The sequence below is a fragment of the Reyranella sp. genome (assembly GCF_052439685.1).
Classification (GTDB): Bacteria; Pseudomonadota; Alphaproteobacteria; order Reyranellales; family Reyranellaceae; genus Reyranella.
In genome coordinates this window covers 96,475-121,949 of sequence record NZ_JBQVQG010000016.1, presented here as the reverse complement: position 1 = coordinate 121,949, position 25,475 = coordinate 96,475, and the positions used below count along the sequence as shown (strand labels likewise).

At 67.3% G+C, this 25,475-nt stretch carries 30 protein-coding genes and 2 riboswitches; of the genes, 12 read left to right on the top strand and 18 right to left on the bottom strand.

Annotated elements, in window-relative coordinates; genetic code table 11:
- Positions 1-22 precede the first annotated feature (22 nt).
- Complete coding sequence (locus ACT6UX_RS19910) at positions 23-895, top strand: hypothetical protein (RefSeq protein ID WP_444776887.1); 873 nt, start codon at positions 23-25, stop codon at positions 893-895.
- A 31-nt stretch (positions 896-926) separates the two neighbouring features.
- On the opposite strand, the gene infC is transcribed toward ACT6UX_RS19910, so the two are convergent.
- The 3 genes from infC to ACT6UX_RS19895 all read right to left on the bottom strand — a co-directional run bounded on the left by infC (position 927) and on the right by ACT6UX_RS19895 (position 4,797).
- Positions 927-1,463 (bottom strand): translation initiation factor IF-3, encoded by a 537-nt coding sequence (gene infC, locus ACT6UX_RS19905; protein ID WP_444776903.1) that lies wholly within the window; start codon positions 1,461-1,463, stop codon positions 927-929.
- A 58-nt stretch (positions 1,464-1,521) separates the two neighbouring features.
- Positions 1,522-3,465 (bottom strand): threonine--tRNA ligase, encoded by a 1,944-nt coding sequence (gene thrS / locus ACT6UX_RS19900; protein ID WP_444776886.1) that lies wholly within the window; start codon positions 3,463-3,465, stop codon positions 1,522-1,524.
- 195 nt (positions 3,466-3,660) lie between these two features.
- Positions 3,661-4,797 (bottom strand): glycosyltransferase, encoded by a 1,137-nt coding sequence (locus tag ACT6UX_RS19895; RefSeq protein ID WP_444776885.1) that lies wholly within the window; start codon positions 4,795-4,797, stop codon positions 3,661-3,663.
- Positions 4,798-4,856: 59 nt separating this feature from the next.
- Between ACT6UX_RS19895 and ACT6UX_RS19890 the strand changes: the two genes are divergently transcribed.
- Positions 4,857-5,627, top strand: coding sequence for an alpha/beta hydrolase (locus tag ACT6UX_RS19890; protein WP_444776884.1), 771 nt, complete (start codon positions 4,857-4,859; stop codon positions 5,625-5,627).
- A 114-nt stretch (positions 5,628-5,741) separates the two neighbouring features.
- Here ACT6UX_RS19890 and ACT6UX_RS19885 read toward each other — a convergent pair whose 3' ends face one another.
- A complete protein-coding gene (locus ACT6UX_RS19885) occupies positions 5,742-6,605 on the bottom strand; it encodes an SDR family oxidoreductase (protein ID WP_444776883.1) in 864 nt (287 codons plus the stop codon).
- A 36-nt stretch (positions 6,606-6,641) separates the two neighbouring features.
- Between ACT6UX_RS19885 and ACT6UX_RS19880 the strand changes: the two genes are divergently transcribed.
- Both ACT6UX_RS19880 and ACT6UX_RS19875 read left to right on the top strand, forming a co-directional pair.
- Entirely contained in the window at positions 6,642-7,496 is an 855-nt protein-coding gene (locus tag ACT6UX_RS19880; RefSeq protein WP_444776882.1) for a hypothetical protein, read from the top strand.
- 34 nt (positions 7,497-7,530) lie between these two features.
- Entirely contained in the window at positions 7,531-8,178 is a 648-nt protein-coding gene (locus ACT6UX_RS19875; RefSeq protein WP_444776881.1) for a hypothetical protein, read from the top strand.
- A gap of 2 nt (positions 8,179-8,180) precedes the next feature.
- On the opposite strand, the gene rnhA is transcribed toward ACT6UX_RS19875, so the two are convergent.
- From rnhA to ispH, 3 genes are read right to left on the bottom strand one after another with little or no spacing between them, the layout of a single operon-like run.
- The gene (gene rnhA / locus ACT6UX_RS19870) at positions 8,181-8,633 is read right to left on the bottom strand and encodes a ribonuclease HI (RefSeq protein ID WP_444776880.1); all 453 of its coding nucleotides are present in this window, start codon (positions 8,631-8,633) and stop codon (positions 8,181-8,183) included.
- Positions 8,630-9,580 (bottom strand): homoserine kinase, encoded by a 951-nt coding sequence (locus ACT6UX_RS19865; protein WP_444776879.1) that lies wholly within the window; start codon positions 9,578-9,580, stop codon positions 8,630-8,632. Before ACT6UX_RS19865 ends, rnhA begins: the two co-directional genes overlap by 4 nt.
- Position 9,581: 1 nt before the next feature.
- A complete protein-coding gene (gene ispH / locus ACT6UX_RS19860; protein ID WP_444776878.1) occupies positions 9,582-10,532 on the bottom strand; it encodes a 4-hydroxy-3-methylbut-2-enyl diphosphate reductase in 951 nt (316 codons plus the stop codon).
- 121 nt (positions 10,533-10,653) lie between these two features.
- On the opposite strand from ispH, the gene ACT6UX_RS19855 reads away from it, so the two are divergent.
- The 4 genes from ACT6UX_RS19855 to ACT6UX_RS19840 all read left to right on the top strand — a co-directional run bounded on the left by ACT6UX_RS19855 (position 10,654) and on the right by ACT6UX_RS19840 (position 13,173).
- Positions 10,654-10,896, top strand: coding sequence for a CDGSH iron-sulfur domain-containing protein (locus ACT6UX_RS19855; RefSeq protein ID WP_444776877.1), 243 nt, complete (start codon positions 10,654-10,656; stop codon positions 10,894-10,896).
- On the top strand, positions 10,893-11,426 hold the full coding sequence (locus ACT6UX_RS19850) for a hypothetical protein (RefSeq protein ID WP_444776876.1): 534 nt from the start codon (positions 10,893-10,895) through the stop codon (positions 11,424-11,426). Before ACT6UX_RS19855 ends, ACT6UX_RS19850 begins: the two co-directional genes overlap by 4 nt.
- Positions 11,426-12,772, top strand: a complete 1,347-nt coding sequence (locus ACT6UX_RS19845; protein WP_444776875.1) for a (Fe-S)-binding protein — start codon at positions 11,426-11,428, stop codon at positions 12,770-12,772. The genes ACT6UX_RS19850 and ACT6UX_RS19845 overlap by 1 nt, the downstream gene beginning before the upstream one ends.
- 62 nt (positions 12,773-12,834) lie before the next feature.
- Positions 12,835-13,173, top strand: a complete 339-nt coding sequence (locus ACT6UX_RS19840) for a gamma-glutamylcyclotransferase family protein (RefSeq protein WP_444776874.1) — start codon at positions 12,835-12,837, stop codon at positions 13,171-13,173.
- A gap of 10 nt (positions 13,174-13,183) precedes the next feature.
- On the opposite strand, the gene ACT6UX_RS19835 is transcribed toward ACT6UX_RS19840, so the two are convergent.
- The 5 genes from ACT6UX_RS19835 to ACT6UX_RS19815 form a co-directional block, all read right to left on the bottom strand.
- Positions 13,184-13,759, bottom strand: coding sequence for a TetR/AcrR family transcriptional regulator (locus ACT6UX_RS19835; protein WP_444776873.1), 576 nt, complete (start codon positions 13,757-13,759; stop codon positions 13,184-13,186).
- Positions 13,760-13,778: 19 nt separating this feature from the next.
- Positions 13,779-14,207: a hypothetical protein gene (locus ACT6UX_RS19830; protein ID WP_444776872.1), complete on the bottom strand. Its 429-nt coding sequence runs from the start codon at positions 14,205-14,207 to the stop codon at positions 13,779-13,781.
- A 95-nt stretch (positions 14,208-14,302) separates the two neighbouring features.
- Positions 14,303-14,578: a YiaA/YiaB family inner membrane protein gene (locus tag ACT6UX_RS19825; protein WP_444776871.1), complete on the bottom strand. Its 276-nt coding sequence runs from the start codon at positions 14,576-14,578 to the stop codon at positions 14,303-14,305.
- A 14-nt stretch (positions 14,579-14,592) separates the two neighbouring features.
- Entirely contained in the window at positions 14,593-15,288 is a 696-nt protein-coding gene (locus ACT6UX_RS19820) for a PspA/IM30 family protein (protein ID WP_444776870.1), read from the bottom strand.
- Between the two features lie 16 nt (positions 15,289-15,304).
- On the bottom strand, positions 15,305-15,445 hold the full coding sequence (locus ACT6UX_RS19815) for a hypothetical protein (RefSeq protein ID WP_444776869.1): 141 nt from the start codon (positions 15,443-15,445) through the stop codon (positions 15,305-15,307).
- 151 nt (positions 15,446-15,596) lie between these two features.
- Positions 15,597-15,687, top strand: a riboswitch (glycine riboswitch).
- Between the two features lie 3 nt (positions 15,688-15,690).
- Positions 15,691-15,794, top strand: a riboswitch (glycine riboswitch).
- 79 nt (positions 15,795-15,873) lie between these two features.
- Here ACT6UX_RS19815 and gcvT point away from each other — a divergent pair.
- The 4 genes from gcvT to gcvPB all read left to right on the top strand — a co-directional run bounded on the left by gcvT (position 15,874) and on the right by gcvPB (position 20,471).
- A complete protein-coding gene (gene gcvT, locus ACT6UX_RS19810) occupies positions 15,874-16,995 on the top strand; it encodes a glycine cleavage system aminomethyltransferase GcvT (protein WP_444776868.1) in 1,122 nt (373 codons plus the stop codon).
- Positions 16,996-17,004: 9 nt separating this feature from the next.
- Positions 17,005-17,382, top strand: coding sequence for a glycine cleavage system protein GcvH (gene gcvH, locus ACT6UX_RS19805; protein ID WP_444776867.1), 378 nt, complete (start codon positions 17,005-17,007; stop codon positions 17,380-17,382).
- A gap of 144 nt (positions 17,383-17,526) precedes the next feature.
- Positions 17,527-18,873 carry an aminomethyl-transferring glycine dehydrogenase subunit GcvPA gene (gcvPA, locus tag ACT6UX_RS19800; RefSeq protein ID WP_444776866.1) on the top strand — a complete coding sequence of 449 codons (1,347 nt, stop codon included), beginning with the start codon at positions 17,527-17,529 and terminating at the stop codon, positions 18,871-18,873.
- The gene (gcvPB, locus tag ACT6UX_RS19795) at positions 18,873-20,471 is read left to right on the top strand and encodes an aminomethyl-transferring glycine dehydrogenase subunit GcvPB (RefSeq protein WP_444776865.1); all 1,599 of its coding nucleotides are present in this window, start codon (positions 18,873-18,875) and stop codon (positions 20,469-20,471) included. The genes gcvPA and gcvPB overlap by 1 nt, the downstream gene beginning before the upstream one ends.
- A 278-nt stretch (positions 20,472-20,749) precedes the next feature.
- Here the strand turns inward: gcvPB and ACT6UX_RS19790 are convergent, their stop codons facing one another.
- The 6 genes from ACT6UX_RS19790 to ACT6UX_RS19765 all read right to left on the bottom strand — a co-directional run.
- Positions 20,750-21,280 carry a F0F1 ATP synthase subunit B family protein gene (locus tag ACT6UX_RS19790; protein ID WP_444776864.1) on the bottom strand — a complete coding sequence of 177 codons (531 nt, stop codon included), beginning with the start codon at positions 21,278-21,280 and terminating at the stop codon, positions 20,750-20,752.
- Positions 21,277-21,846: a F0F1 ATP synthase subunit B family protein gene (locus tag ACT6UX_RS19785; protein WP_444776863.1), complete on the bottom strand. Its 570-nt coding sequence runs from the start codon at positions 21,844-21,846 to the stop codon at positions 21,277-21,279. The genes ACT6UX_RS19790 and ACT6UX_RS19785 overlap by 4 nt, the downstream gene beginning before the upstream one ends.
- An 8-nt stretch (positions 21,847-21,854) precedes the next feature.
- A complete protein-coding gene (locus ACT6UX_RS19780) occupies positions 21,855-22,079 on the bottom strand; it encodes a F0F1 ATP synthase subunit C (protein ID WP_020698011.1) in 225 nt (74 codons plus the stop codon).
- 73 nt (positions 22,080-22,152) lie between these two features.
- Complete coding sequence (locus ACT6UX_RS19775) at positions 22,153-22,881, bottom strand: F0F1 ATP synthase subunit A (RefSeq protein ID WP_444776862.1); 729 nt, start codon at positions 22,879-22,881, stop codon at positions 22,153-22,155.
- A gap of 17 nt (positions 22,882-22,898) precedes the next feature.
- Positions 22,899-23,243, bottom strand: a complete 345-nt coding sequence (locus ACT6UX_RS19770; RefSeq protein ID WP_444776861.1) for an AtpZ/AtpI family protein — start codon at positions 23,241-23,243, stop codon at positions 22,899-22,901.
- A 152-nt stretch (positions 23,244-23,395) separates the two neighbouring features.
- A partial coding sequence (locus ACT6UX_RS19765; RefSeq protein ID WP_444776860.1) for a rhodanese-like domain-containing protein occupies positions 23,396-25,475 on the bottom strand: 2,080 nt, incomplete at its 5' end.

The window sequence follows — 25,475 nt, the reverse complement described above, 5'->3', positions numbered from 1 at the left end:
GCTTCCCAGGAAACCTCGCCCGATGAAAACCGCAGCCCTGGCTCTTCTCGTGCTCCTGGTTGCGATACCGGCACGGGCCCAGTTGCCGGCCCCGCCCGTCTCCTCTCTCCGACAGGACGCTGCGCCGGCGCCGCCGGCCAACGCACAGGCGGCCGCTACGCCGCTGACGGCGCTTTCGAGTTCGGACAAGGTACGGGAGAATCCCGGCGTCCAGTATCTGCTGATGAAGACCGTGGTCGCGAAGTCGATCGGGATCCAGAAGACGCGGGCCCTGCCGGTCGAGGCGGGCGGCTACAATCTGCTGAAATACTGCTGGAGCCCGGAAAACGTGCTGGGCGCGTGGGGCGAGAATTCGGGGCTCACCGGCGAAATGGTCGTGCGGGCACTCGAAACCCTGTCCTGGTCCCGCGACCTTGCACGGGCCGGCTATCCCGAAGCGCAGGTTGCTGAGGTGATCGGACGTTATGAGGCGGATCTGATCGCGGCCGGCTTCGCGGAAGCCGCGCGCACGCGAGCGCTCGAGGCGCTGCGGACGGAACTGCAGAACCTGCAGCTGCGTACGCCCGGAACGTCGGACATCGTCGCGCGTCTGCGCTGCAACCGGCAGCCGTCCTCGTTCGAATTGAACGTCGCCACCTCGCCGGAGGGGGCTCACGCGCGGTTCATGCCTCACGTGTTGCACCAGTTCTGCCTCGCCCAGCAGATCGACCCCGCCGACGCGGTGCGATGCGATTACTGGCAGTCGGCGAAGGCAGAGGGGCCCATGTCATTCGCCGGCGAAACCGCCTACAGCGTGACCTGGCCGGACAATGTCGTGACGACCGGCCGCTTCAATCCGGACGAGTATCGCGCCACCGGAACGGTGACATTGCGCCAGCGGCCCCCGGAGAACTGAGGGGCCGCCTGCCGACGCTACCTGCCTGGCGTCACTTGGGCGCCAGGACCATGATCATCTGCCGGCCTTCCATGCGCGGCATCGACTCGATCTTGGTGTGTTCGTCCATCTCGCCGCGCACGCGGTTCAACACCTCCATGCCGAGGTTGGCGTGGACCATCTCGCGACCGCGGAAGCGCAGGGTGACCTTCACCTTGTCGCCTTCCTCGATGAAACGCTTCATGGCGCGCATCTTCACTTCGTAGTCGTGTTCATCGATGTTCGGGCGCATCTTGATCTCTTTGACCTCGATGACCTTCTGATGCTTGCGCGCCTCGTGGGCCTTCTTCTGGGCCTCGTACTTGTACTTGCCGTAGTCGGAAATCTTGGCGACGGGCGGTACGGCGTTGGGCGAAATCTCGATCAGGTCGAGACTGGCCTCTTCAGCCATCTCGATGGCCTCGCGCGTGCTCAGCACACCGACCATCTCGCCGTTCTCATCAATGAGACGGACTTGCGCGGCTCGGATTTCGCCATTGACGCGCGGACCCTCGCGGGTGGGCGCAGTCTGTTGGGCAGGTCTTGCTATGGCTTCCTTCTCCTCTGTTGAAGCCCCGACTTGGGGGCGGGTGCGGGAACCGACCGCCCTAGAAGGGCGGCCGGGCCTCCGTTGAAAGTGTAGTGACGGCGGCCCCGAGTTCAAGGACCTCCTGCTTTTCCGAGCCCAGCCGGCGGATGGCCACCGTACGGGCTTCCATGTCGCGCCGGCCGACCGCGAGGATCAGCGGGACATGGGCCAGCGAATGCTCGCGGACCTTGTAGTTGATCTTCTCGTTGCGCAGATCGGTGTCGACACGCATGCCGGCGGCACGCAGCGCCGCTGCGACCTCCTCGGCATAGCCATCGGCGTCGTTCACGATCGTGACCACCACCGCTTGTGTCGGCGCCAACCAGAGCGGGAATCGGCCGGCATAGTTCTCGATCAGGATTCCGATGATGCGCTCGAAGCTGCCGAAGATGGCGCGGTGCAGCATGACCGGCCGCCTGCGCGATCCGTCCTCGGCCACATAGGCCGCGTCCAGCCGCTCGGGCAGCACGAAATCGACCTGCAACGTGCCGCACTGCCAATCGCGGCCGATCGCATCGCGCAGTACGAATTCCAGCTTGGGACCGTAGAAGGCGCCTTCGCCGGGGTTGAGGACGAGGTCGAGCCCCGCCGCCTTGGACGCCGCCTTGAGCGCCCCCTCGGCCTGGTCCCAGACCGCGTCGGAGCCGGCGCGGACCGGCGGACGGTCGGAGAACTTCACGAAATAGTCCGGGAAGCCCAGGTCCTTGTAGATCGAGCCCAGCAGCTCGCAGAAGCGGATCGTCTCGCTCTCGATCTGCTCCTCGCTGCAGAAGATGTGGGCATCGTCCTGCGTGAAATTGCGCACCCGCATGATGCCATGCAACGCGCCCGACGGCTCGAAGCGATGGCACGAGCCGAACTCGGCCATGCGCAGCGGCAGCTCGCGGTAGCTGCGAAGCCCCTGGTTGAAGATCTGCACGTGGCAGGGGCAATTCATCGGCTTCAGCGCGAAGATGCGCTTGTCGTCGTCGTCGATGAATTCGCGCAGGCCTTCCTCGTTCTCGCTGAGATACATGTTCTCGCGGAACTTCTCCCAGTGGCCCGAGGCTTCCCACAGCTTGCGATCGACCAGCTGCGGCGTCTTCACTTCCTGGTAGCCGCCGGCATCCAGCCTGCGGCGGATGTAGCTCTCCAGCGTGCGCCAGAACGTCCAGCCCTTGGGGTGCCAGAACACCATGCCCGCGGCTTCTTCCTGCTGATGGAAGAGGCCCATCTCGCGGCCGAGGCGGCGATGGTCGCGCTTCTCCGCCTCCTCGATTCGATGCAGGTAGGCCTTCAGGTCCTTGTCGGAGAAGAAGACCGTGCCGTAGACGCGCTGGAGCTGGGCGTTGTTCTTGTCGCCGCGCCAGTAGGCGCCCGACACCTTCGTCAGCTTGAACGCCTTGCCGAGCTTGCCCGTCGAGGGCAGGTGCGGCCCGAGGCACATGTCGAGCCAGTCACCCTGCTTGTAGACCGAGATCTCCTCGTCCTTCGGCAGTTCGTCGGCCCACTCGGCTTTGAACTTCTCGCCGTGCTGGACGAAGTAGTCCTTGATCTGCGCCCGATCCCACACCGAGCGCTCGATCGGCAGGTCGCGGTCGACGATCTCGGCCATGCGCTGCTCGATCTTCGCGAAGTCGTCGGGCGAGAAGGGCTGGTCGCGCACGAAGTCGTAGTAGAAGCCGTCCTCCGTCGAGGGGCCGAACGTGATCTGCGTGCCGGGATACAGTTCCTGCACCGCCTGGGCCAGCACATGCGCCGCATCGTGGCGCAGCAGTTCGAGCGCATCGGGGTCACGTGACGTCACGATGCCGATCTTGGCATCGCGGTCGACCACGTGGGCGAGGTCGACCATCTTGCCGTCGACGCGCAGCGCGAGCGCCGCCTTGGCGAGGCCGGGGCCGATCGAGGCGGCGATCTCGGCGCCGCTGACCGGCTTGTCGAAGGACCGGACCGAGCCGTCCGGCAGAGAAACATTGATCATTGAATTCACCAGCTAACGAAATTCCGAACGCAAGCCATCCGCCGACACATCAGGTCGGCAGCGGCAGGCCGGGAGGCCGCACGAGCGCGCGGGCCCGGCCGATTCAAGTTCGGACGGTGGTGATAACGGCAGGAGCGGTGAAAAACCGACGTTCCATGAGCGCGGACATAGTTGCCGGGCCCCCGCGAGTCAAGGTCAGCCGCCAGCCAGGCGGTGATAGAGGGCCAGCAGCTGCTGGTTGGACCGTGCCAGGCCGTAGGTGCTGCGCGCATGCTCCTGCGCCGTTCGCGCGAGTTCGGCGCGCCGTTCGATCGAGAGCGACAGGGCGGCCTGCAGCGCCTCGGCGAGGGAAGCGGCATCGCCGGACGGCGCCAGCCAGCCCGTCACGCCCTCGGGCAGGATCGTTTCGGCGGCGCCGCCGCCATCCTCGGCAACGACCGGCCGTCCCATGGCCTGGGCTTCGACCAGGGCACGGCTGAACCCCTGCCGTGCGCCGCCGGTCGAAACCACGACGTCGGCCAGCATGTAGGCGGCGGGCATGTCGTCGACATAGGGGCCGATCTGGACGCGACCGTTGAGTTGAGCGGCTTCGATCGCCCGTTCGAGCTCCTTCTCGAAGGGAGTCGGGGCGCCCGTCGAGCCCAGCAGGAGGCAGAACACGTCGTCCCGTCCCAGCAGCCGGATCGCCTCGACCAGGATCTTCTGGCCATTGTCTTCGCCGAACCGGCCGGGGCAGAGAACGAGATGGCTGCCGTCCGGCACGCGCAGCTCCCCCGCCAGTCGGATCAGGCGATCGACACGCACGATGGCCGGATCGAAGCGGTCGAAGTTGATGCCGGGGGTGATGACTTCCAACCGCTCCTGCAGAGCCGGAAAGCGCTCCAGCGCATCGCGCGCGACATGCTGCGATACGGCGATCACCGCGTCGGCACGCGATTGACGCGCCTCGACGAAACGGCCCGCGAGATCGGAGGCGAGGAACGGCCGATGCAGGGTCGCGATCCACTTGGCGCCGAGCCGGCGTGCCAGTGCGCGCGCGACCCAGCCCGAAGCGGGCGAGCGCGCCTGGATGACGTCGACCTTCGCGTCGCGCAGGCTCGAGACGAGCTTGCCGGGCAGGGTCAGCCGTCCCCACAGCACGTGCGCCGGGGCGGGAAGTTCGATGTGAGTCGCGCGCAGCCTCAGCAGGTCGGGAACGAGGCTGCCGCCGGGCGATGCCACGATCGCCGAGCCGCCCGCCGCGATCACGGCCTGCGCGGCCTCCAGCGTGGCACGCGCCACGCCTCCACCGGCCAGGGTCGGAACGATCTGAAGCAGGGTTGGCGCGGACACGGGCGTTGCTTTTGGCTACAGGATTGAAGGGCGGCAGCAGGTAACACGGGAGGGGCAGCGTGGGTAGGGTCGAGCGGCTTCAGCGCGACGGCGGAAATACCATCGCCTATGCGGTGACGGAAGGACGGACACCGACCGTGGTCTTCCTCGGCGGTTTCCGGTCCGACATGACCGGAACGAAGGCGGTGGCGCTCGAAGCCTGGGCCGAGAAGACCGGCCGTGCCTTCCTGCGTTTCGACTATTTCGGTCATGGCCAGTCGTCGGGCCGGTTCGAAGACGGCTCGATCGGCCGCTGGCTCGACGATTCGCTCGCGGCCATCGACCGGTTGACCACGGGCAAGCTCGTACTGGTCGGATCGAGCATGGGCGGCTGGCTGTCGTTGCTGGCGGCGCGGGCGCGGCCCGAGCGGCTGGCCGGTCTGGTGCTGATCGCGGCGGCGCCCGACTTCACCGAGCGCATGCTGCTGAACGGCCTCTTGCCCGAGGACCGCGCGATCCTGGAGCGTGACGGCCGGCTCGAGCGTCCGTCGCAATATTCGCCCGAGCCGTCGGTCTTCACCTGGAAGCTGATCGAGGAGGGGCGCAACCACCTGTTGCTCGACGAGCCGCTGGCGCTGCCCTGTCCGGTGCGCCTGCTGCATGGCCAGAGCGATCCCGACGTGCCGTGGGAATACTCGCTGCAGATCGCGAAGCATCTCGAGGCACCCGAGGTCGTCACCACCTTCATCAAGGGCGGCGACCATCGCCTCAGCACACCCGCCGACATCGCCCGCCTCATCGCGACGGTCGAGGAGTTGGTGGGGCAAAAATCTCCGTCGTCTCGACCGTAGCGCCGAAGGCGCGAAGTGGAGAGACCTTCGCTCTACGATTTGCCGCCCTTTAGTGGAGAGAAGGTCTCGCCACTTCGCCGAGCTGTGCTCGGCTCCGGTCGAGGCGACGGGTTGCTAACCTTCGGCCGCTAGAATCGCTCTGAGGCCCTCGCGATAGGTCGGATGGCGCAGCGCGACGCCGAGCTCGCGCTTGAGCTTGTCGTTCTTCACGCGCCGGCTCTCCGAATAGAAGGAGCGGGCCATCGCCGACATGGCGGGTGCGGCTTCGTCCCAGGGGATGGCCGGCGGTACCTTCCGTCCCAGCAGCTCGCAGGCATAGGCGATGACGTCGGCATTGGAGGCGGGCAGGTCGTCGGCCACGTTCCAGATCTCCGTTCCGGCGTCGCGCGCCGCAGCCTTCATCGCGCTCGCGGCGAGGTCCTCGACGTGGATGCGCGAGAAGACCTGGCCCGGCTTGTCGATGCGCTGGGCCGTGCCGGCTCTCACCCGGTCGAGGGTGCTGCGGCCGGGACCGTAGATGCCCGGCAGGCGCAGGATGTGGAGGGATGCGCCCGTTTCCGATGCGAGGTCACGCCAGCCCTGTTCGGCGGCGAGCCGCTGTTGGCTCCGCGTCTGGGTGGAAACGGGAGGTGTCGTCTCGTCGACCCAGCCGCCCTCGTGGTCGCCATAGACGCCGGTGGTCGAGAGGTAGCCCAGCCAGCGCGCCTGGCCGAGCAGTTCGCGGCAGGTGCGCAGCGCCGGATCGCCCTCGACCCCGGGCGCGATTGTGCAGACGACATGGCTGGGCTCGCCGAAGGCGTCGGGCGCGATCGTGGCAGTGCCGTCGAACCGATGCGCCTCGATCCCGGCTTCGCGCAGCCTGCGTGCCTTCTCCTCGGTCGTGCAGGTGCCCGCCACCGTCCACCCCTTGGCCCTCGCAAGCTTGGCGATTTCAAGGCCACTGAAGCCCAGGCCGAAAATGAAAAGTCGTCTTGTCATCTTGTCAGGAACCCCGCGGCGCGGTTCTTTTCAACCATGTTGTTCCGCCGCAAGCCGCTATGGCTGCTGCTCGGCCTTGTCGCCGCGTCGCCGTCGTTCGCCCAGCCCATTCCCGTCATCCCGGCTCCCAAACAATCCCTGCCCGGACCGCCGGCGCTGGAAACGCGGCCCGACCATGTCCAGCGCTACAACGACTGCATGCGGCTCGCGCGGATGGAGCCGCTGCGCGCGCTGCCGGCGGCCGAGAAATGGATCGCCGAGGGCGGTGGCCTGGGCGCCCGCCACTGCGTCGCTCTCGCCATGTTCCAGTCGGGCAAGCATGCCCAGGCCGCGGCGCAGTTCGAGGCGATCGCCCGCGACATGGGGCAGGATCGGCCGGGCTTGCGGGCCGAACTCTACGTCCAGGCGGGGCAGGCCTGGATGGAGGCCGGTGCTGCCGACAAGGCCGCCGCTGCACAGACCCGGGCCCTGGAGCTCAAGACGAACGATCCCGACCTCTGGATCGATCGCGGTCTCTCCTACGCCGCGATGCAGTCGTGGCCGCGTGCCATCTCCGACTTCGACCGGGCCCTCCGCCTCCGGCAGGACGATATCGACGCGTTGGTGCTGCGCGCCGCGGCCTGGCGCAATGCCCGGGATACCGGCCGCGCGCTGGCCGACCTCAACCGCGCCCTGGCGATCGCACCGGACCATACCGAGGCGCTGCTCGAACGCGGCTTCACCCATCTCGCCCGCGGGTCGCGCGATGCCGCCAACGCCGATTTCAGCCGCGTGCTGAAGCTGGTGCCGGCAGGCACCCCGGCCGCACGTCGGGCGGAAGCCGGGCTCGCCAGTTCCGGCGCTCCCGCGCCCGCGGCCCCCACGACCCCGCCGGCCGGCGGGAAGCGATAGCCTCGTTCAAGCCCCTCAGGTAAAACTCATGCAAATGAAAAAAGCCCTCTCGTCGATCGCCCTTCTCGCTGCCCTGGTCGTTGCCGCGCCGGCCTTCGCCCAGCCGGCCGCCGCCCCGCAGCCGCCCGCGTCCTATTATCCGGCGCCACCGCCGGAGCGGGCGCCGGTCACCGAACGCGGCGCATCGCCTACCGATCTCTCGTCGCCGCTGCCGCCCGCACCCCCGAAGGTCGAGCGGACGGTCATCGATTCCGATGCCGAGGCGCAGCTCTTCGCCGAGGCGCGCCGGATCACGTGGGGCCGCTATTCCAAGATCAAGGGCGCCAAGCCCGGTGAAGTGACGGTGACCCGCCAGGGCAACCTCTGGACCGTGAAGGGCCGCCTCGACAGTGTCGCGCCCGGCACCGAGGGCGACTGGGTTTCGATCGACGGCGTGGTCCAGCGCATTGCGGCCGGGGTGGTGCAGGTTCGCGGCGAGGTCGCCTTCCGCGTCGCTTCGGTCGAGAAGGGCACGCCGTGCAAAGTGGCCGGCCTGCTCACCTTCCGCCGCTCGGGCAAGTCGCAGGTCTGGCGTCTGGCCGAAGGCGACAATCCCTGCGACGGCAAGCGCGAGGGCTTCGACCTCGTGATGGACAAGCAGGGCGAAAAGAAGCCCGTCCCGGCGCAGCCGAAGCGCGGCTGATCCTAGCGCTGCGCCCTGAGGGTCGCGATGGCCGCACGGGCCAGCGCGTCGGCGCGTTCGTTCTCGGGATGGCCGCTATGGCCCTTCACCCAGTGCCACTCGACGTGATGGACGGCGCGGGCGGCGTCGAGGCGCTGCCATAGCTCGACGTTCTTGACCGGCTTCTTGTCGGACGTCTTCCAGCCGTTCTTCTTCCAGCCGTGGATCCACTTGGTCACGCCGTCCTTCACATAGACGCTGTCGGTGAAGAGGCGGACGTGGCAGGGCCGCTTCAGGGCCTCGAGCCCCTGGATGGCGGCCATCAGTTCCATGCGGTTGTTGGTGGTCGCGCGGTCGCCACCGGAGAGTTCGCGTTCCTTCTCGCCCATGCGCAGGATGGTGCCCCAGCCGCCCGGCCCCGGGTTTCCGCTGCAGGCGCCGTCGGTAAAGATTTCGACCTTCGCGGGTTCGTTCACAATCCGTAATCCGAGAGAGAGGTGACGCCGCGATGGAAGCGCAGCTTGGCGAGATATTCCTGCGGGTCCTTGCGCTTCACCAGCGCGGTGGGGGGCGTATGCACCCAGTCGTAGAGCCGGGTCAGCAGGAAGCGCAGCGCCGCGCCGCGCGCCAGCAGGGGCAGCGCCCGCTTCTCGTCGTCGCCGAGTTTGCGCACGCGCTCGTAACCCTGAAGCAGGGCGCGCGCCTTGGTGGCGTTGAAGGAATTGTCGATCTCGAAGCACCAGGCGTTCAGGCAGATCGCGACGTCGTAGGCCAGCAGGTCGTTGCAGGCGAAGTAGAAGTCGATCAGGCCCGAAAGCTTGTCCTGCAGGAAGAAGACGTTGTCGTTGAACAGGTCGGCGTGGATCACGCCGGCCGGCAGGTCGCGCGGCCAGTTCGCCTCGAAGAACGAGATCTCGCTGCCGAGTTCCTGGTCGAGCGGCGCATCGATCTCACGGCGGCAGCCCTCCCAGAGCGGGCGCCAGCCCGCCACCGACAGCGCATTGGGGCGCCTGAGCGCGAAGTCCTGGCCCGCGAGGTGCAGGCCGGCCAGCGCCTCGCCGACCGGCGCGCAATGCCCGACCGTCATGCGCCGCGGCCACATCCCGTGCAGGAAGCTGGTGATCGCCGCCGGCTTGCCGGCGAGTGACCGCAGGGCGTTGCCGTCGCTTCCGTGGATCGGCTGCGGGCAGTTGATGCCGCGCGCCGCCAGGTGATCCATCAGCCCGAGGAAGAAGGGAAGGTCCCGGGGATCGACCCGCCGTTCGTAGAGCGTGACGATGTACTGGCCCCGGGTCGTGGTCAGCAGGTAGTTCGAATTCTCGACGCCTTCGGCGATTCCCTTGAAGGATTCGGCCCGGCCGATGTCGTATTCGGCGAGAAAGGCTTCGAGCTCGGTATCGCCGACTTCCGTGTAGACCGCCACGTCAGGCCACCAGCGCGCGCGGCAGCTTGAACACGACGCTTTCCTCGGTCGTGCGCACTTCCTCGACGGTGACGTCGTAGCGCGCGCGGCAGGCCTCGATCAGCTCGTCGACCAGCAGCTCGGGCGCCGAGGCCCCGGCCGTGATGCCAAGGCGGCGGGCCTCGCCCAGCCACGCCCAGTCCATGTCGGCGGCGCGCTGGACCAGCCGCGACTTCGTGCAGCCATAATTGGCGGCAACTTCGACCAGGCGCATCGAGTTCGACGAGTTGGGTGCGCCGATCACCACCAGCGCGTCGCAGCGTCCGGCGATCGCCTTGACCGCCGCCTGCCGGTTGGTGGTCGCGTAGCAGATGTCTTCCATTTTCGGGCCCTGGATCGCGGGAAAGCGACGGCGCAGCACCGCGACGATCCCGGTCGTGTCGTCGACCGACAAGGTCGTCTGGGTGGCGTAGGCAAGGTTCTGCGGGTCGGGCACCTCGACCGTCTCGGCCTGCGCAGCATCCTCGACCAGGATCACGGCGCCGTCGGGGAGCTGGCCCATCGTGCCGATCACCTCGGGATGGCCGGCATGGCCGATCAGCACGACGGTGCGTCCCGATTCGCTGTGACGTTCGGCTTCGCGGTGGACCTTGGAGACCAGCGGGCAGGTCGCATCGACATAGAGCAGGTTGCGCCGGCCGGCCTCGGCCGGCACGGATTTCGGCACGCCGTGCGCGGAAAAGACGACAGGACGGTCGTCGGGCACCTCGTCGAGCTCGTCGACGAAGATCGCGCCCTTCGCCTCCAGGTTCTCGACCACGAAGCGATTGTGCACGATCTCGTGCCGGACATAGACCGGCCGGCCGTAACGCTTCAGCGCCTGCTCGACGATCTGGATGGCGCGGTCGACACCGGCGCAGAAGCCGCGCGGACTGGCGAGCAGGATCGTGAGCGGCTTCTTCTGGGTGACCATGAAAATTCGTTCGACACTATGCCGACCCGTTCGCTTGCGGGCCTGCGGACCATTGCCTAGAGTCCGCGCGGTACGGATTGGCGCGGCACCGTAACAAAGCCGCCGCAACGGGGAAAGCAACATGACCGAGCCGGTTGTCGCGGCCAGGGCGCCTTCGAAGGTCGCTCTCGAGTCGGGCAAGGACTACTGGTGGTGTGCCTGCGGCTTGAGCAAGGCCCAGCCGTTCTGCGACGGCAGTCACAAGGGCTCCGGCCTCGTTCCCATGAAGTACTCGGTCGAGAAAGCCGGCGACTACTGGCTCTGCGACTGCAAGCACAGTTCCAAGAAACCGCTTTGCGACGGCTCACACAAGACTCTGGCATGACCCTCAGTATGTATTTCCGCGCCGCGCCGGTCGCGCTCGCGCTCGTTCTTTCCGCCTGCGGCGGCGGCTCCAATGAATCGGCGGATGCCTACTGTCCGGCGCCGTTCACGGTCCAGGATGCCGGCCGGCTGACCCATTTCAAGGATGGGCCGGGCCGAGATCCGCGCGATGTCGAGTACGAGGCGGTGCTCACCGGCGCCGGCTCGAAGTGCTCTCTGCGGCGCAACCAGATGGACGTGACACTGATCATGCGCGTGGCGGTCACAGCCGGACCCTCGGCCATCGCCGGCCAGACGCGCGTGCCATACTTCGTCCGTGTGATCGGCGCCTCGGGCCAGGTCATCCAGGGCCAGGATTTCACCGCCGACTTCAAGCTGTCGAGCGCCAGCCCGCGCGGCCAGTCGCAGGAGGAGCTCAACCTCACCCTGCCGTTCAGCCAGATTTCGGAACTGGGCAGCTATCGCATCGCCGTCGGCCTCAAGCCGTCGCCGGAAGAACTCGAGTACAACAGGCGGATGGGCCAGCGCTGATGAGCGCCTATGCCGACAGGCTGGAAGCATTGGCCGCACAGGCGGCCGATCGCTGCACGACCTGCGGCAAGTGCTTCGAGGCCTGTCCCACGGCGCGCGAAAGCGGGCTCGATGCCGGCGAGGCGGTGCAGAGGGTCGGCGAACTCCTGTCGCTCACGCGCGAGGGCGGGGCCGCGGCGCCGCTGCTCGACAAGTGGCTCGGCGCCTGTGACGGCAGCGCCCAGTGCAACGCCGCCTGTCCCGAGGGCATCAACGTCCGCCAGTGGGTGACCATCGCCAAGATGAAGTCGCTGCAAGCGACGCGCCCGGTGCAGGAGGGCGCCGCCAACGCGGCCAGCCGCTTCCGGCACATGGCCCAGGCCGTGCGGCTGCTGGCCAGCATGCAGCTCCCGTCCGAGACGCTGAAGCAGATCCTGGCGCCGGCCGAGCGACGCACCGCCGACGTGCTGTTCTATACGGGCTGCAACGTACTGCGCACGCCGCACATCGTGCTGAACGTGATGGATATCCTCGACGCGCTGGAGCTCGACTTCGACGTGGTCGGCGGCACCGCCCATTGCTGCGGCGTCTACCAGTTCCAGGAAGCCGATCTGCCGACCTACGAACGCATGGGGCATCGCACCTTCCAGCGCTTCGGCCAGTCGGGGGCTTCCAAGGTCCTGACCTGGTGCCCGACCTGCACCAAGAATTTCGACGAGCTGGAGAAGGACGTCGAGGAACCGGCGTTCGACATGGGCCATGTCAGTGAGTTCCTCGCCGCCAACCTCGCGGCGTTGAAGGCGCGCTTCACGGCGGAGCAGCCGAAGCGCCGCGTCGTGATCCACGAGCACCAGGGCATCGGCGCCACGGTCGGGAGCATCCGCGCCCTGCTGGGCGCCGTACCGAACCTGGAGCTGGTCGAGCTGCCGCAGGATTCGGGCTTTTCCTATGCGTGCGGCGGCCAGGCGGCGAAGTTCAAGGCGCGCGAGCAGGCGATCCATCGCGATCTGGTCATGGGCGCGGTCGAGGCCGGGGCCGACACGATCGTCACCATGTATCATTCCTGCCATCGCGCACTCTCCGGCGCCGAGGCGATCTATCTCTCGCTTAAGGTGGTGAACTTCACCGACGTGCTGGCCGAGGCGCTGGGCCGCGGTGGTCATCCCGACTACTACCAGCTCTACAAGCGCGGCGGCGCGATGGACGAGGCCGTGAATGCCGCGCGCGGCTTCCTCGAAAACAACGGCGTGCGCATCGACGAGAACGCCGTGAAGTCGCTGACCGCCGACATCTTCAGCGAGACCGGCATCGGCGGCCCGCGCGAGGCCTTCGCCGAAGCCTTTACCGCCCTGGCCCGCGAGGGCTGACGGAACTCAGGGCTGCCGTCCTGCTCCTTCGCGTCGCTCAGGATCATAAGTAAGGAACCGCATTGACCGACGTCTGGCTCTTCTCCTACGGCACGCTGCAGCAGGAGGACGTGCAGCTCGCGACCTTTGGCCGGCGGCTCGAGGGTCGCGCCGATTCCCTGCCGGGGTACTCGACGTCGCTGCTCGAGATTCGCGACGCCGAGGTCGTGACGACCAGCGGCAAGACCCATCACCTGATCGCGCTGCCCTCGGAACGTGCCGAAGACGAGGTGCCGGGCGTCGTCTTGAAGATCACGGCCGCTGAACTCGCCGCCGCCGACACGTATGAAGTCTCGGACTACAAGCGGATCGCCGTGCGCCTGAAGTCCGGCCTCGAAGCCTTCGTCTACGTTGGCGCCTGATACTGCCGAACTAGCGGTCGGGGACGGCGAGAACCGCCCACGCGGCGTCGGCAAAGAACCTCACATGATCAGAGAGCGGCCCCTCGAAGCGGCCGTAGACCTTGTAGGTCGCGGGCTGCATCACGGTGCCGATGGCGGAGGCGGCCGCGAGATCGGGGTCTCGCTGCGGGATCTCGCCGGCGGTCATGGCGCTCACGATGACCTCGCGCAGGACATCGACCGGGTTGGGCGTGCCGTCGGGGACCAGCGCCAGGAAAAGGTGCTGGGTGAGCAGGTGGTAGGCGAACAGGGACCAGTCGCGGTCCGCCCAGTCGCAGTAGCAGGCGACGATGGCCTCGATCTTGTCCCGCAGGCCCGGGACGGGGCGATGCGCTTCGGCCAGCGCCTCGGCCAGCGCGCGGTGATGGCCGAGGAAGATGTCGAGCGCGAGCTGCTCCTTGCTGGGGAAGTAGCGGTAGATCGTGCCCTCGGCGATCGACGCCGCCATGGCGATTTCGCGGGTCGTGGTTTCCGCGACGCCCCGCGCCACGAACAGCGTGAGTGCGGCACGCTCGACCCGCGCCTTGGTTTCCTCGGCTTTTCCCATCGCCTCAGTGTAGGCGGCGCTAGGGACGCAGCAAAGTATCAAGCTTAGCCGCCAAGCCTGCCAGCACTGCGTCGATCGATTCGGTCCGGTCGGCTTGCTTGAGATCGACCGCGACCGCCGGACCGCGGATCACCGATTGCAGCGATCGCCTGCTGTCGTAGATCCGGACCACGACCTGCACGACCGCGGGATGCGCATCTGACGTATCGCGCGTCGTGCTGACCTCGAGGACGGTCGCCGACGGCGTGCGCTTCGACTCCGCAATCACGGCCTGCGGGAAGCGCTGGCGCAAATAAGCCGTCAAGCCATCGAGCAATTGTCGGCTGTCGGCGGGGTTGAAGACCGACTGCGCCCCCAGCGTCACCCACGGGGCCGGTGACGGCCACGCTGCGATCTGCAAGCGGGTCGGGCCGCGGCGGCGGGCGCCAGTCCGGCCCGTGGTGCGCACGTTCGACCTGCTGCAGGTATAGATAAAAGACGGGGCTGCATCCGCCCAGGATGAGCGGCAGGACAGTCATGAGAGCGATGTAGCGCCACACAGGCTCACGTCCCGAGCGGCGGCTTCAGCTCATAGGTCTTGAGCAGCTGCTCGGTCTTGGCCTCCTCGATGCGCTGGTGCAGGCGCTGTGCCTCGTGGCGGTCGCGCAGCATCTTGGCGAGCGTGAAGGTCGAGCCGGTCAGCAACATCGCCGACATGGCGAAGTACGCGCGGACCCAGGCCTCGCCGGGCATGATCGAGATGCCGACGCCCATCATGACCGCCGCGACCACGAACGAGACGGAGCAATAGAGGCTCCAGGCGGGTGAATCGGAATGCATGATCGTGGTCTCCTCTAGGCCTGGTTCAGGCGGCTGCGCAGCCGGGCCAAGACGGCGTCGGCACTGTGCGGGACGGGCGGGACGATGCCGGCGTCGGACAGCTTCGCGCGCAACGATGCGCCGGTCTTTTCGTCGGCCAGGATCGCCGCCGCGGCTTCGCGATCGATGGCGTCGGTCTGCAGGTCAGTGATGCGAGCGAGAGTTTCCTCGGCCGCGGCCAGCGCGCTGGTGTAGCCCTGGGCGCTGACGGCCAGCGCACCGGTGGCGCGCTGCAGGGCCGCGCGCGAGCGGGCGGCCAGCAATTCGCGGCGGATTTCGCCGATCCGCGCATCGGCACGCGAGATGCCGCTGCGCAGGGAGGCGATGTGCCGCCGTGCCGCCGCCAGGTTGGCGGCATAGCGCTCGCTCTCCTGCTCGGCGGCGGCAACGACCTCGGCGCACTGCCGGGCGATTCCCTCCTCGCCGGTCTCCAGTGCCTTCAGGGCGTACGGCTCGTATTCCCTGGCGCGTGACTGGGCGGCGGCGTGCGCGCGCTGGTCGGCCATCTCGCGCGCCATCAGGCCGGTCAGTTCGCGCGTGGCGACTGCGACAGCGGCCGCCGCCTCCCGGAGTTCCTGCTCCAGAATTCGCAGCGCGTGGGCGTCGACGACCCGTTCGGTGGCCTCGGCGTCGTAAGCCCGGAACAGCGTGAACATCTTGCGGATGAACATGGATGGTCTCCCGTTCTCACGGCGCGTCTTCGACGGTTTCGAGCCACCGCCAATCGAATGGCTCGGTGCGGGGCAGGGGCAGGGGCCGTTCCTCGGTCGCCGGCTCGGCCTCCGTGTGCAGGACAAGGAACTCCTGGAAAATCTTGCGTAGATACATCTGGCCCTCCAAAAGTGAGTGACTGCTCATATTAATAAGTGAGCGATCACTCAATTGCAAGGGCGGATTCGTTTTTCCCGTAGTTTCGTGGTGCTGCGCGGCTTTGTGCGTGGACGCCGAACAGGGCCCTGCCTATGGTCCGTCCACCCAGACGATCCCTGTGGGAGAGCCCATCCGCGAGGATGGCGCCGAAGGAGCAACCGGCCCCGGAAACTCTCAGGCAAACGGACCGCAGGAGGATGGGTCTCTGGAAAGCGGCGGGCGCCCCATTCGGCGCACGCCCACCGACGAAGTAAGCCGGCCCTCCCAGGGAGGACTCCCGGCGAATCTTTCAGGTCTCCGGACAGAGGGGGTCGCGAACGGCGCAGTCCTTGCGTCGTGAAGGCGCGACTCCGGTCGCGTTCAACGCGACTTCGACGGAGACTCTTTTGACCGAACCCACCGCCGGCCCCCTGAAGCGCACGCCGCTTTACGATCTTCATCGCGAGCTGGGCGCGCGCCTGGTGCCGTTTGCCGGCTACGAGATGCCGGTCCAGTATCCGACCGGCATTCTGGTCGAGCACACGCATACCCGCACCGCCTGCGGCCTGTTCGACGTCTCGCACATGGGCCAGGTGCGTCTCACCGCGAAGCCCGGCGAGAGTGCCGCGAAGGCGATGGAGACGCTGGTGCCCGGCGACATCGCCGGCCTGCAGCCGGGCCAGCAGCGCTACACCCAGTTCACTAACGATGCCGGCGGTATCCTCGACGATCTGATGGTGACCAACGCGGGCGATCACCTGCTGGTGGTCATCAATGCGGCCTGCAAGGACGCCGATCTTGCTCACATGCAGAAGCATCTCTCGGCGACCTGCGAGGTCGAGCCGATGTTTTCGCGCGGGCTTCTCGCACTGCAGGGACCGCAGGCGTCGGCGGTGCTGTCGCGGCTGGTGCCGCAGGTCGCCACCATGAAGTTCATGACCGGCGCCTACGTCGAGATCGACGGCGCGCGCTGCTACGTCACGCGCTCGGGCTACACCGGCGGCGACGGCTATGAGATCTCGACCCCGGCCGAGCAGACCGACGCCATCGCGCGCAAGCTGCTCAGCCATCCCGAAGTCAAGCCGATCGGCCTCGGCGCCCGTGATTCGCTCAGGCTCGAGGCCGGGCTCTGCCTCTACGGGCACGACATCGACACGACCACCACGCCGGTCGAAGCGGTGCTGCTGTGGAGCGTCGGCAAGGAACGGCGCGTGCAGGGCGGGTTCCCCGGCGCCGCGACCGTCCAGAAGCAGATCGCCGAGGGCTCGACGCGCAAGCGGGTCGGCCTGCTGCCCGAAGGCAAGGCGATCGCGCGCGAGGGCGCCGAGATCGTGATCGACGGCAAGACCGTCGGCATCGTCACGTCGGGTGGCTTCTCGCCCACGCTGGGGCGCGCCATTGCCATGGGCTACGTCGAACGCAGCCAGTCAGCCAATGGAACCAAGGTCGAGCTGATGGTGCGCGGCAAGCCCGTGCCGGCCGAGATCGTGCCCATGCCTTTCGTCAAACACGCCTACTACCGCGGATAGGAGATCAAGATGGCCGAGACCAAGTACACCGAAGAGCATGAGTGGATCCGCGTCGAGGGCGATGTCGGCACGATCGGCATTACCCAGTATGCGCAGGAGCAGCTCGGCGACGTGGTGTTCGTCGACGTGCCGGCCGCCGGCCGCACGGTCGCCAAGGGCGAAGCCTGCGCCGTCGTCGAATCGGTGAAGGCCGCTTCCGACATCTACGCGCCGGCCTCCGGCGAGGTGGTCGAGAGCAATGCCGCGCTGGCCGAGACGCCGGGCGACGTGAATGCCGAGCCGACGGGCAAGGGCTGGTTCTTCAAGCTGAAGCTCGACAACAAGGGCGAACTCGACGGTCTGATGGACGAGGCCGCCTACGAAGCCTTCGTGAAGAGCCTCGGCTAGCCGACCAGACCCCATCCTGAGGCGTGCCCGCAGGGCACGTCTCGACGGATGGGCAAGGGACTAGGTGCTCGTTCCCATCCTTCGAGACGCATCGCGGCGCGATGCTCCTCAGGATGAGGACATTACTCAAGGAGCAAGAGCCTGATGCGTTATCTCCCCCTCACCGAGGCCGATCGCCGCGAGATGCTGAGCGTGATCGGCGCCAAGTCGGTCGACGAGCTGTTCCGGGACGTGCCGGCATCGGCGCGGCTGGCGGCCAAGGTCGGCGGCCTGCCCGATCATCAGGGCGAGCTCGAGGTCGAGCGCGCCTTCCAGGGCTTCGCCGCCAAGAACCTGTCGCCCGCCGCGGCGCCGTTCTTCATCGGCGCCGGCGCCTATCGCCATCATGTGCCGGCGACCGTCGACTACATGATCCAGCGCGGCGAGTTCCTGACCTCCTACACGCCGTATCAGCCGGAGATCACGCAGGGCACGCTGCAGTACCTGTTCGAATTCCAGACCCAGGTGACCCTGCTCACCGGCATGGAAGTCGCCAATGCCTCGATGTACGACGGCTCGACCGGCACGACCGAGGCGGTGCTGATGGCCAACCGCGTCACGCGCCGCCACAAGGCGCTGATCTCGGGCGGGCTGCATCCCCAGTATCGCGGCATCATCGAGACCGCGGCCAAGTGGGAAGGCTTCACGGCGAACTTCTCGAAGACCGATGCCGAGGGCCTCGAGGATCTGATCGCCGCGGTCGACCGCGACACGTCCTGCGTCGTCGTGCAGAACCCGAGCTTCTTCGGCCATGTCCGCGACTTCACCAAGCTCGCGGAAGCCTGCCACGCCGCCGGGGCGCTGCTGATCGTCGTGGTGACGGAAGTCGTCTCGCTGGGCCTGCTGATGCCGCCGGGCGAGATGGGCGCCGACATCGTTGTCTGCGAGGGCCAGTCGATCGGCAACGGGCTGGGCTTCGGCGGACCCTATGTCGGCCTGTTCGCGACCCGCGACAAGTACATGCGCCAGATGCCCGGCCGTCTCGTCGGCGAGACCGTCGATGCTGACGGCAAGCGCGGCTTCGTACTCACGCTGTCCACGCGCGAGCAGCATATCCGCCGCGAGAAGGCGACTTCCAACATCTGCACCAATGCCGGCCTCTGCGCGCTGGCCTTCACCGTGCACCTCACCCTTCTGGGCGAGACGGGCTTTGCCAAGCTGGCCGAGCTCAACCATGCCAAGGCCAGCCAGCTCGCCGACAAGATCGCGGCGATTCCCGGCGTCACGGTGCTCAACGACAGCTTCTTCAACGAGTTCACCGTGAAGCTGCCGAAGCCCGCGGCCGAAGTCGTCGAAGCGCTGGCGGCCAAGGGCATCCTGGGCGGCCTGCCGGTGTCGCGCCTGATCCCCAACGATCCCTCGGTTGCGAGCCTGCTCCTGCTGGCGGCGACCGAGACGGCGACCGAGGCGGGTATGGACCCGCTCGTCGCCGCCCTGAAGGAGGTGCTGTGATGGTACAGTCGCTCGACCGCAGCCAGGGCCGCGCCGGGAGCGTGACCGCAGGCTCCGCCAACACGCACGGCACGTTCACGGGCAATCGCGCACTCCAGATCGAGGAGCCGCTGATCTTCGAGATGGGCCAGGCCGGACGCTGCGGCGTCGACCTGCCGGAACCGCCCAAGGTGAAGGATCGCCTGAACGGTCTGCGCCGCAAGGGGGAGATCGGCCTGCCCGGTCTTTCCGAGCCGCAGGTGGTGCAGCACTACACGCGTCTCAGCCAGAAGAACTACGCCATCGACATGGGCGTCTACCCGCTGGGCTCGTGCACGATGAAGCACAATCCCCGCATCAACGAGAAGGTCGCGCGCTTGGCCGGCATCGGCGATCTCCATCCGCTGCAGCCGGTCTCGACCGTGCAGGGCGCGCTGGAGTTGATCGACAGCCTGGCGCACTGGCTGAAGACCCTCACCGGCATGCCGGCCGTGGCGATGTCGCCGGCCGCCGGCGCGCATGGCGAGATGTGCGGCATGATGGCGATCGCCGCGGCGCTCGAGGCCAAGGGCGAGCGCGCCCAGCGCCGGACCGTGCTGGCGCCCGAATCGGCGCACGGCACCAATCCCGCGACGGCGGCGGCGCTCGGCTTCGTCGTGAAGCCGATCCCGGCCAACGACCGCGGCCGCGTCGACCTCGCCGCGCTGAAGGCGGCGCTGGGGCCCGACGTGGCGGCCATCATGCTGACCAATCCCAACACCTGCGGCCTGTTCGAGAGCGAGATCGTCGAGATCTCCAAGGCCGTGCACGAGGCGGGCGCCTACTTCTACTGCGACGGCGCCAACTTCAACGCGATCGTCGGCCGCGTGCGGCCGGGCGATCTCGGCGTCGACTGCATGCACATCAACCTGCACAAGACCTTCTCGACGCCGCATGGCGGCGGCGGACCGGGGGCGGGGCCGGTGGTGCTGTCGGCGGCGCTGGCGCCCTACGCGCCCTATCCGTGGATCGTGAAGAACGGCGACACGTGGCACCTGGCCGAGGACGGCGCGAAAGTCGACGGCCTGCCGCTCGGCCGCCTGAAAGCCTTCCACGGCCAGATGGGCATGTTCACGCGCGCGCTGGCCTACATCATGAGCCATGGCGCCGACGGGCTGAAGCAGGTCGCCGAGGACGCGGTGCTCAACGCCAACTACGTGATGGCCGCGCTGAAGGACGTCATGAGCCCGGCCTTCGAGGGACCGTGCATGCACGAGGCGCTGTTCGACGACAGCTTCCTCAAGGACACGGGCGTCAGCACGCTCGACTTCGCCAAGGCGATGATCGACGAGGGCTATCACCCGATGACCATGTACTTCCCGCTGGTCGTGCATGGCGCGATGCTGATCGAGCCGACCGAGAGCGTGGCCAAGGAAGACCTCGACCAGTTCATCGGTGCGCTGAGCTCGCTCACCGCGAAAGCCAAGACCGGCACCGCGGCCGAGGACTTCAAGGCGGCCCCGCTCTACGCGCCGCGCCGCCGTCTCGACGAGACGCTGGCGGCCCGCAAGCCGGTCCTGCGCTGGAAGCCCTCGAACAACCCGCCTGGCACCGACCCGCTGAAGCAGGCGGCGGAGTAGTCGGAACTTTCCTCCCCCGTCACGCGGGGGAGGTGCCCGAAGGGCGGTGGGGAGAGCCATAGTCTTGATCTCTCCCCCACTCGAAATCATCGCGTTGCCTTCTCCCACCCGGCCTCCCCCGTAAGACGGGGGAGGAGAAGAGCTGGTGAGCGTTGCGCTTGTGCAAGCCCGCTCGACTTTTGACCTGGCGATCAGGCAAAGAAAAAGCCCCCGCCTTGCGGCGGGGGCACCAGGTTGCCCGCTCTTTTATTTTGCGGACGATCCCTATTTTCTAAAAGTCAGTGCAGACGGCGCGGCAGTTCGGCGATGGACTCGTCGATCATCGCCTGCGTGCGGCCGCTGCCGACCTGCTCCTTGAGCAGGGTGCGTGTGGCGGCGAGCGCCACGTCGACGGCCATGTTGCGTACTTCCCGCGAAGCCTGGGCCTCGGCCTGGGCGATGCGGTCCTTGGCCTGCTGCTCGCGGCGGGCGATGAGCGCCTCGCGCTCCTCGGCCGCATGCTCCGTGAGGCGCACGGCCTCCTGCTTGGCCAGGGCCACGATCTCCTGCGCGAGCTTGGCCGAGTCGGCCAGGCCCTTCTGGGCCTCGTCACGCGCCTTCTGCGCTTCGTTACGAAGCTTCTCGGCTTCGCCGAGCGTGCGCGCGATGAGGGCGGTGCGGTCGTCGAGGAGCTTGGTCAGCCCCTTGACGATCTGCTTGCCGGCGAGCGCCAGGAAGATGACGAAGGAAACGGCAACCCAGAACGTCGGATCGGAGAACAAGCCTCCGCTATGGCCGTGAGCATCGGCTGCCCATGCGGTACCGATCATGGCTTGCCTGCCTTTGCTGCGTCATCGACGGCACGGGCGACCTGCGCGGGATCGGCAGATCCCACCAGCTTGCCCAGCACCGCCGTGGCGATTTCCGTCGACATGCTGCCGAGGCCCGCGAGGGTCTGCGTGCGCTGCTCGCCGATCCGCTTCTCGGCGGCGACGATGTCGGCCCCCAGCCGGTCGCTGACTTCATGCAGCTTGGCGGAGGTCTGGGCCGCGGCGGCCTCCGAGGCCTCGCGGATCAGGCCGGAAGCCTGGCCGCGCGCTTCGGCGAGCGCCTTGTCCTGCTCGACACCCGCGGCGCGGGCCGCGTCGTTGGCCTTCTGGGCCGCGTCGAGATCTGCCTGGATCTTGTGCTCGCGGCTTTCGATCGTCTTGCCGATCTTCGGCAGGACGGCCTTCGCCATGAGGAAGTAAAGAACGGCAAAACAGACCACCAACCAGAAGATCTGGGTGGGGAACCTCGTGAGGTCGAACTGCGGCATGCCGGCCGCCTGCGCGGCAAACGGCAGCCCGATCAGGGCTGCCGCGGCGACCGAAGTGCGGAGTGCCTGAACGGGCACGATCGAACTCAGGCGAAGAGGGCGATCAGCGCGACGATCAGCGCGAACAGCGCGATGGCCTCGGTGACGGCGAAGCCGATCCAGATGTTGGCGCCGATTTCGGCCTTCGAGGCCGGGTTGCGCGACAGGGCCGTGATGTAGCTCGCCCAGACGTTGCCCACGCCGATGCCGGCGCCGATCATGCCGATGGCAGCGAGGCCCGCACCGATGAACTTGGCGGCTGAAGCGTCCATTTCTATCTCCTGTTTTCTCTTGGCTTTGACGTGGTGGATTGATGGGCCGGTTGGATGATTACGGGCGCGGCGACTAGTGCAGATGCAGCGCGTCGTTCAGGTAGATGCAGCAGAGGATCGTGAAGATGTAGGCCTGCAGCAGCGCCACCAGCAGCTCGAGCGCGGTGATCGCGACCAGGACCACCAGCGGCACGACACCGAAGATGCCGAGCGCCACGACGAAGCCCGCGAGAACCTTCAGGAGCACGTGGCCGACCGTCATGTTGGCGAACAGTCGGACCGACAGGCTGATCGGGCGGCTGAGGTAGGAGACCAGCTCGATCGGGATCAGGATCGGCGCGGTGAACAGCGGCGCGCCGTGCGGGAAGAACAGGGAGAAGAAGTGCAGGCCGTGCTTGAACAAGCCGATCAGCGTCACGCCGAGGAATACGACCATCGCCATGAAGAAGGTGACGGCGATCTGGGACGTGAAGGTGTAGCCGTAGGGCAGCATCCCGAGGATGTTGCCGAACAGCGTGAAGATGAAGAGGGTGAAGATGAACGGGAAGAATTTCTTGCCGGCGCTGCCGACATTGTCCCGGATCATGTTGGCGATGAACTCGTAGAAGAGTTCGGACATCGCCTGGATGCGGCCCGGGATCATCGCGCCCTTGCCGGCGCCCGCGAGCAGCAGGCCCGAGGAGAGAACCACTGCGCCCATCATGAAGACGGCGGAGTTGGTGACGGCGATGTGATGGCCACCGATGGTGAACAGCGGGGCGGTTAGATCCTGGATAGCAAACTGCTCGAGCGGGCTGGCCACGTTACTCTATCCCCAATTCAGCTCTTCTTCTCATCCTGGGCTGCCTTGCTCCGCCGCTCTTCAGCCTGCGCAACCCGGTAGACGTTCATGAACGCCGCACCGCACCCCAGCACGAACCCCACGATCAGCAGCCAGGGCTTCGTACCCAACCACTGATCAGCCATCAGGCCCAGAAAGGCCCCCGCAACGACGCCCGCGACCAGTTCGACTGCGATCCGCATGCCCACGCCCAGCTTTTCGCCACCGGCGCCGCGCGTTGCGGGTCCCGACGACCGTCCCGTTCCTGCCTGGTAGGCCTGCCGGACGCCTTTAAGGCGCCGATCCAGCTCGTCAGGGGTCGATTTACGATCGTCCTCAGCCATAACCGGATGCTCCGCTCCGGGCTTCCCACCGCCACCTCACCAACACGGTGCGGTCACAATGAAAAACGCGCCGGAACCTATGGGGATGCCCGCGGGGTGTCAAGCGTACGCGACGATGTGACAAGACCCTGAAATGCAAGCGTTCCGCCGTTCTACCGCTTCAGGACGGAGAACCGGGCGTCGCCGTCGCGCTCGACCTGCGGGACGAGGTCGACCTCCCAGTCCAGGTACTGCCGCATGGCCGCTTCGACATCCTCCTTGAAGTCGTAGGGCCGGTACCAGACGTCGGTCGGCGGGTCCGCCATCCGGATGTGACCGGTCTCGACCTCGAAGCCGGCCTCGCGCCACGCTTTCATACCGCCTGTCAGGACGGCAGCGGGCAGATCCGGCGTCAGATCGGCGATTTCGGCAGCCGCCAGGGCGCCGAGCTCGGCATCGGGCGCCGCCACGACGATCCGGGTCGCGCCGGGCTGCTTAGCCAGAATTTCCGGCAGGGTGCGCGCAAGATTGGCGCGAACGGCGAACCAGGCGCCCGGCACGTGGCCGTCACGATATTTGAGGCTGGTGTCGAGATCGACGACCAGGGTGGTGGCCAGGGCCTTCTGCAGATCGGCTGAAGTCACGGACGCGACCTTTGGCACCGAGAAGCCCGCCGGGTAGCGCGGCTCGGCCTCCGTCGTGAGTTCGGCGGCGGTCGGCGCGTGGTCGAGGACGTAGGTCTCCTTCCAGCCCATCTGCAGCAGCCAGTGCGCCGTCAGGGTGGCGCGCACGCCGTCATTGTCATGCAGCACGATCGTGGCGTTGCGCGCCCCGACATACTGGTCGGTCGCCTGGACGAGCTGGCCGCCCGCGGCATGGCGGAAGCCCTTGAGGTGGCCCTGCGCATATTCGGCGGGATCGCGCACGTCGAGGCGATAGAGCGGGCCGCCCTTCTTCTCCAGGGTGGCGAGGCCTGCCCTGTCGATCCTGCGGATGCCCATCTTGCCGGCGATGGTCGCGGCGGCGGCCTGCGCGAATTTCGCAGCCTCCGGACCCTGCGGCCCGAAGCTCCTCGTCTCGCCGCGGGCCACCTTGAGGCCGGCCAGGTGCCAGCCCATCGTGCCGTTCTTCAGCGCCATCACCTTGTTGGGCAGGCCGGCGTTGATCAGCGACTGCGCCCCGATGATCGAGCGCGTGCGGCCGGCGCAATTGACCACGACCAGCGTCTCGGGCCGCGTCACGAAGTCCTTCACGCGATAGACCAGCTCGGCGCCGGGGCAGTCGACGCCGCCGGGGATCGACATGTTGGTGAATTCCGGCAACGGCCGCGAGTCCAGGATCACCATGTCGGCCTTGTCGTCGATCATCTTCTGGACGTCGGCGGCATCGATACGCGGCGTGTCGTTGCCGTGCTCGACGATCTCGCCGAACGCCTTGGAGGGCACGTTGACGCCGGTGAAGACCTCAAAACCCGCGTCGCGCCAGGCTTTCAGGCCTCCTGCCATGACCGCGAGGTTGGTGTAGCCCAGCCCGGAAAGCTTCGCGGCCGCTCGATTCGCGCGACCGGCCTGACCCGCTTCGCCGTCGTCCATCAACACGATGCGGGTGTGCGGATCGGGCAGCAGGGCGAGCGCGCGCGGCTCGAGGCGGGAGAGGGGAAGCGGCGTCGCGAACAGCGGATGACCCTGGGTCGAGAACTCGCCTTCCTCGCGCACGTCGAAGAACGCGAAGACTTCGCCGGACGTCAGCATCGCCTTGACCTGCTGCACGCTGAGCAGCGGCGTCAGGATTTTCGGTTTCGCCATGAAGCGCCTGGCCGCGCCGGTCTTCATGTCGACGGTCAGGCGGCCGGGCAGATGTTCGAGGCTCAGTCCGTAGAAATGCAGATGCAGCGCATTGCCAGAGTCGACCGGCGTCTCGATGTGGTGGAAGTCGTCGGGCAGGAAGGCGATCACGTCGCCGCGCTTCAGCGTCTTCTCCTTGGACGGTGCCTCGCGCAGCTGTACGACACCCTCTTGTGCGCCATTGTCGAGCCGCTCGTAGACAACGTTGCGTTCGGCGCCGTGGACGCCGGCGATGATCGCCCATGTCGTGTGGTTGTGCGGCGGGACCTTCTTGCCGGGGCCGCCGGCCGAGGCGTAGAGCGCGAAACGATGGTCCGGATCCTCGCTGAGACGGTAGATTCCGCCCTCGGCGCCCAGCGGGAATTCCTCCTGCGGGAAGAGCTCGGCGCGGCCGGCCAGTGCCGACAGA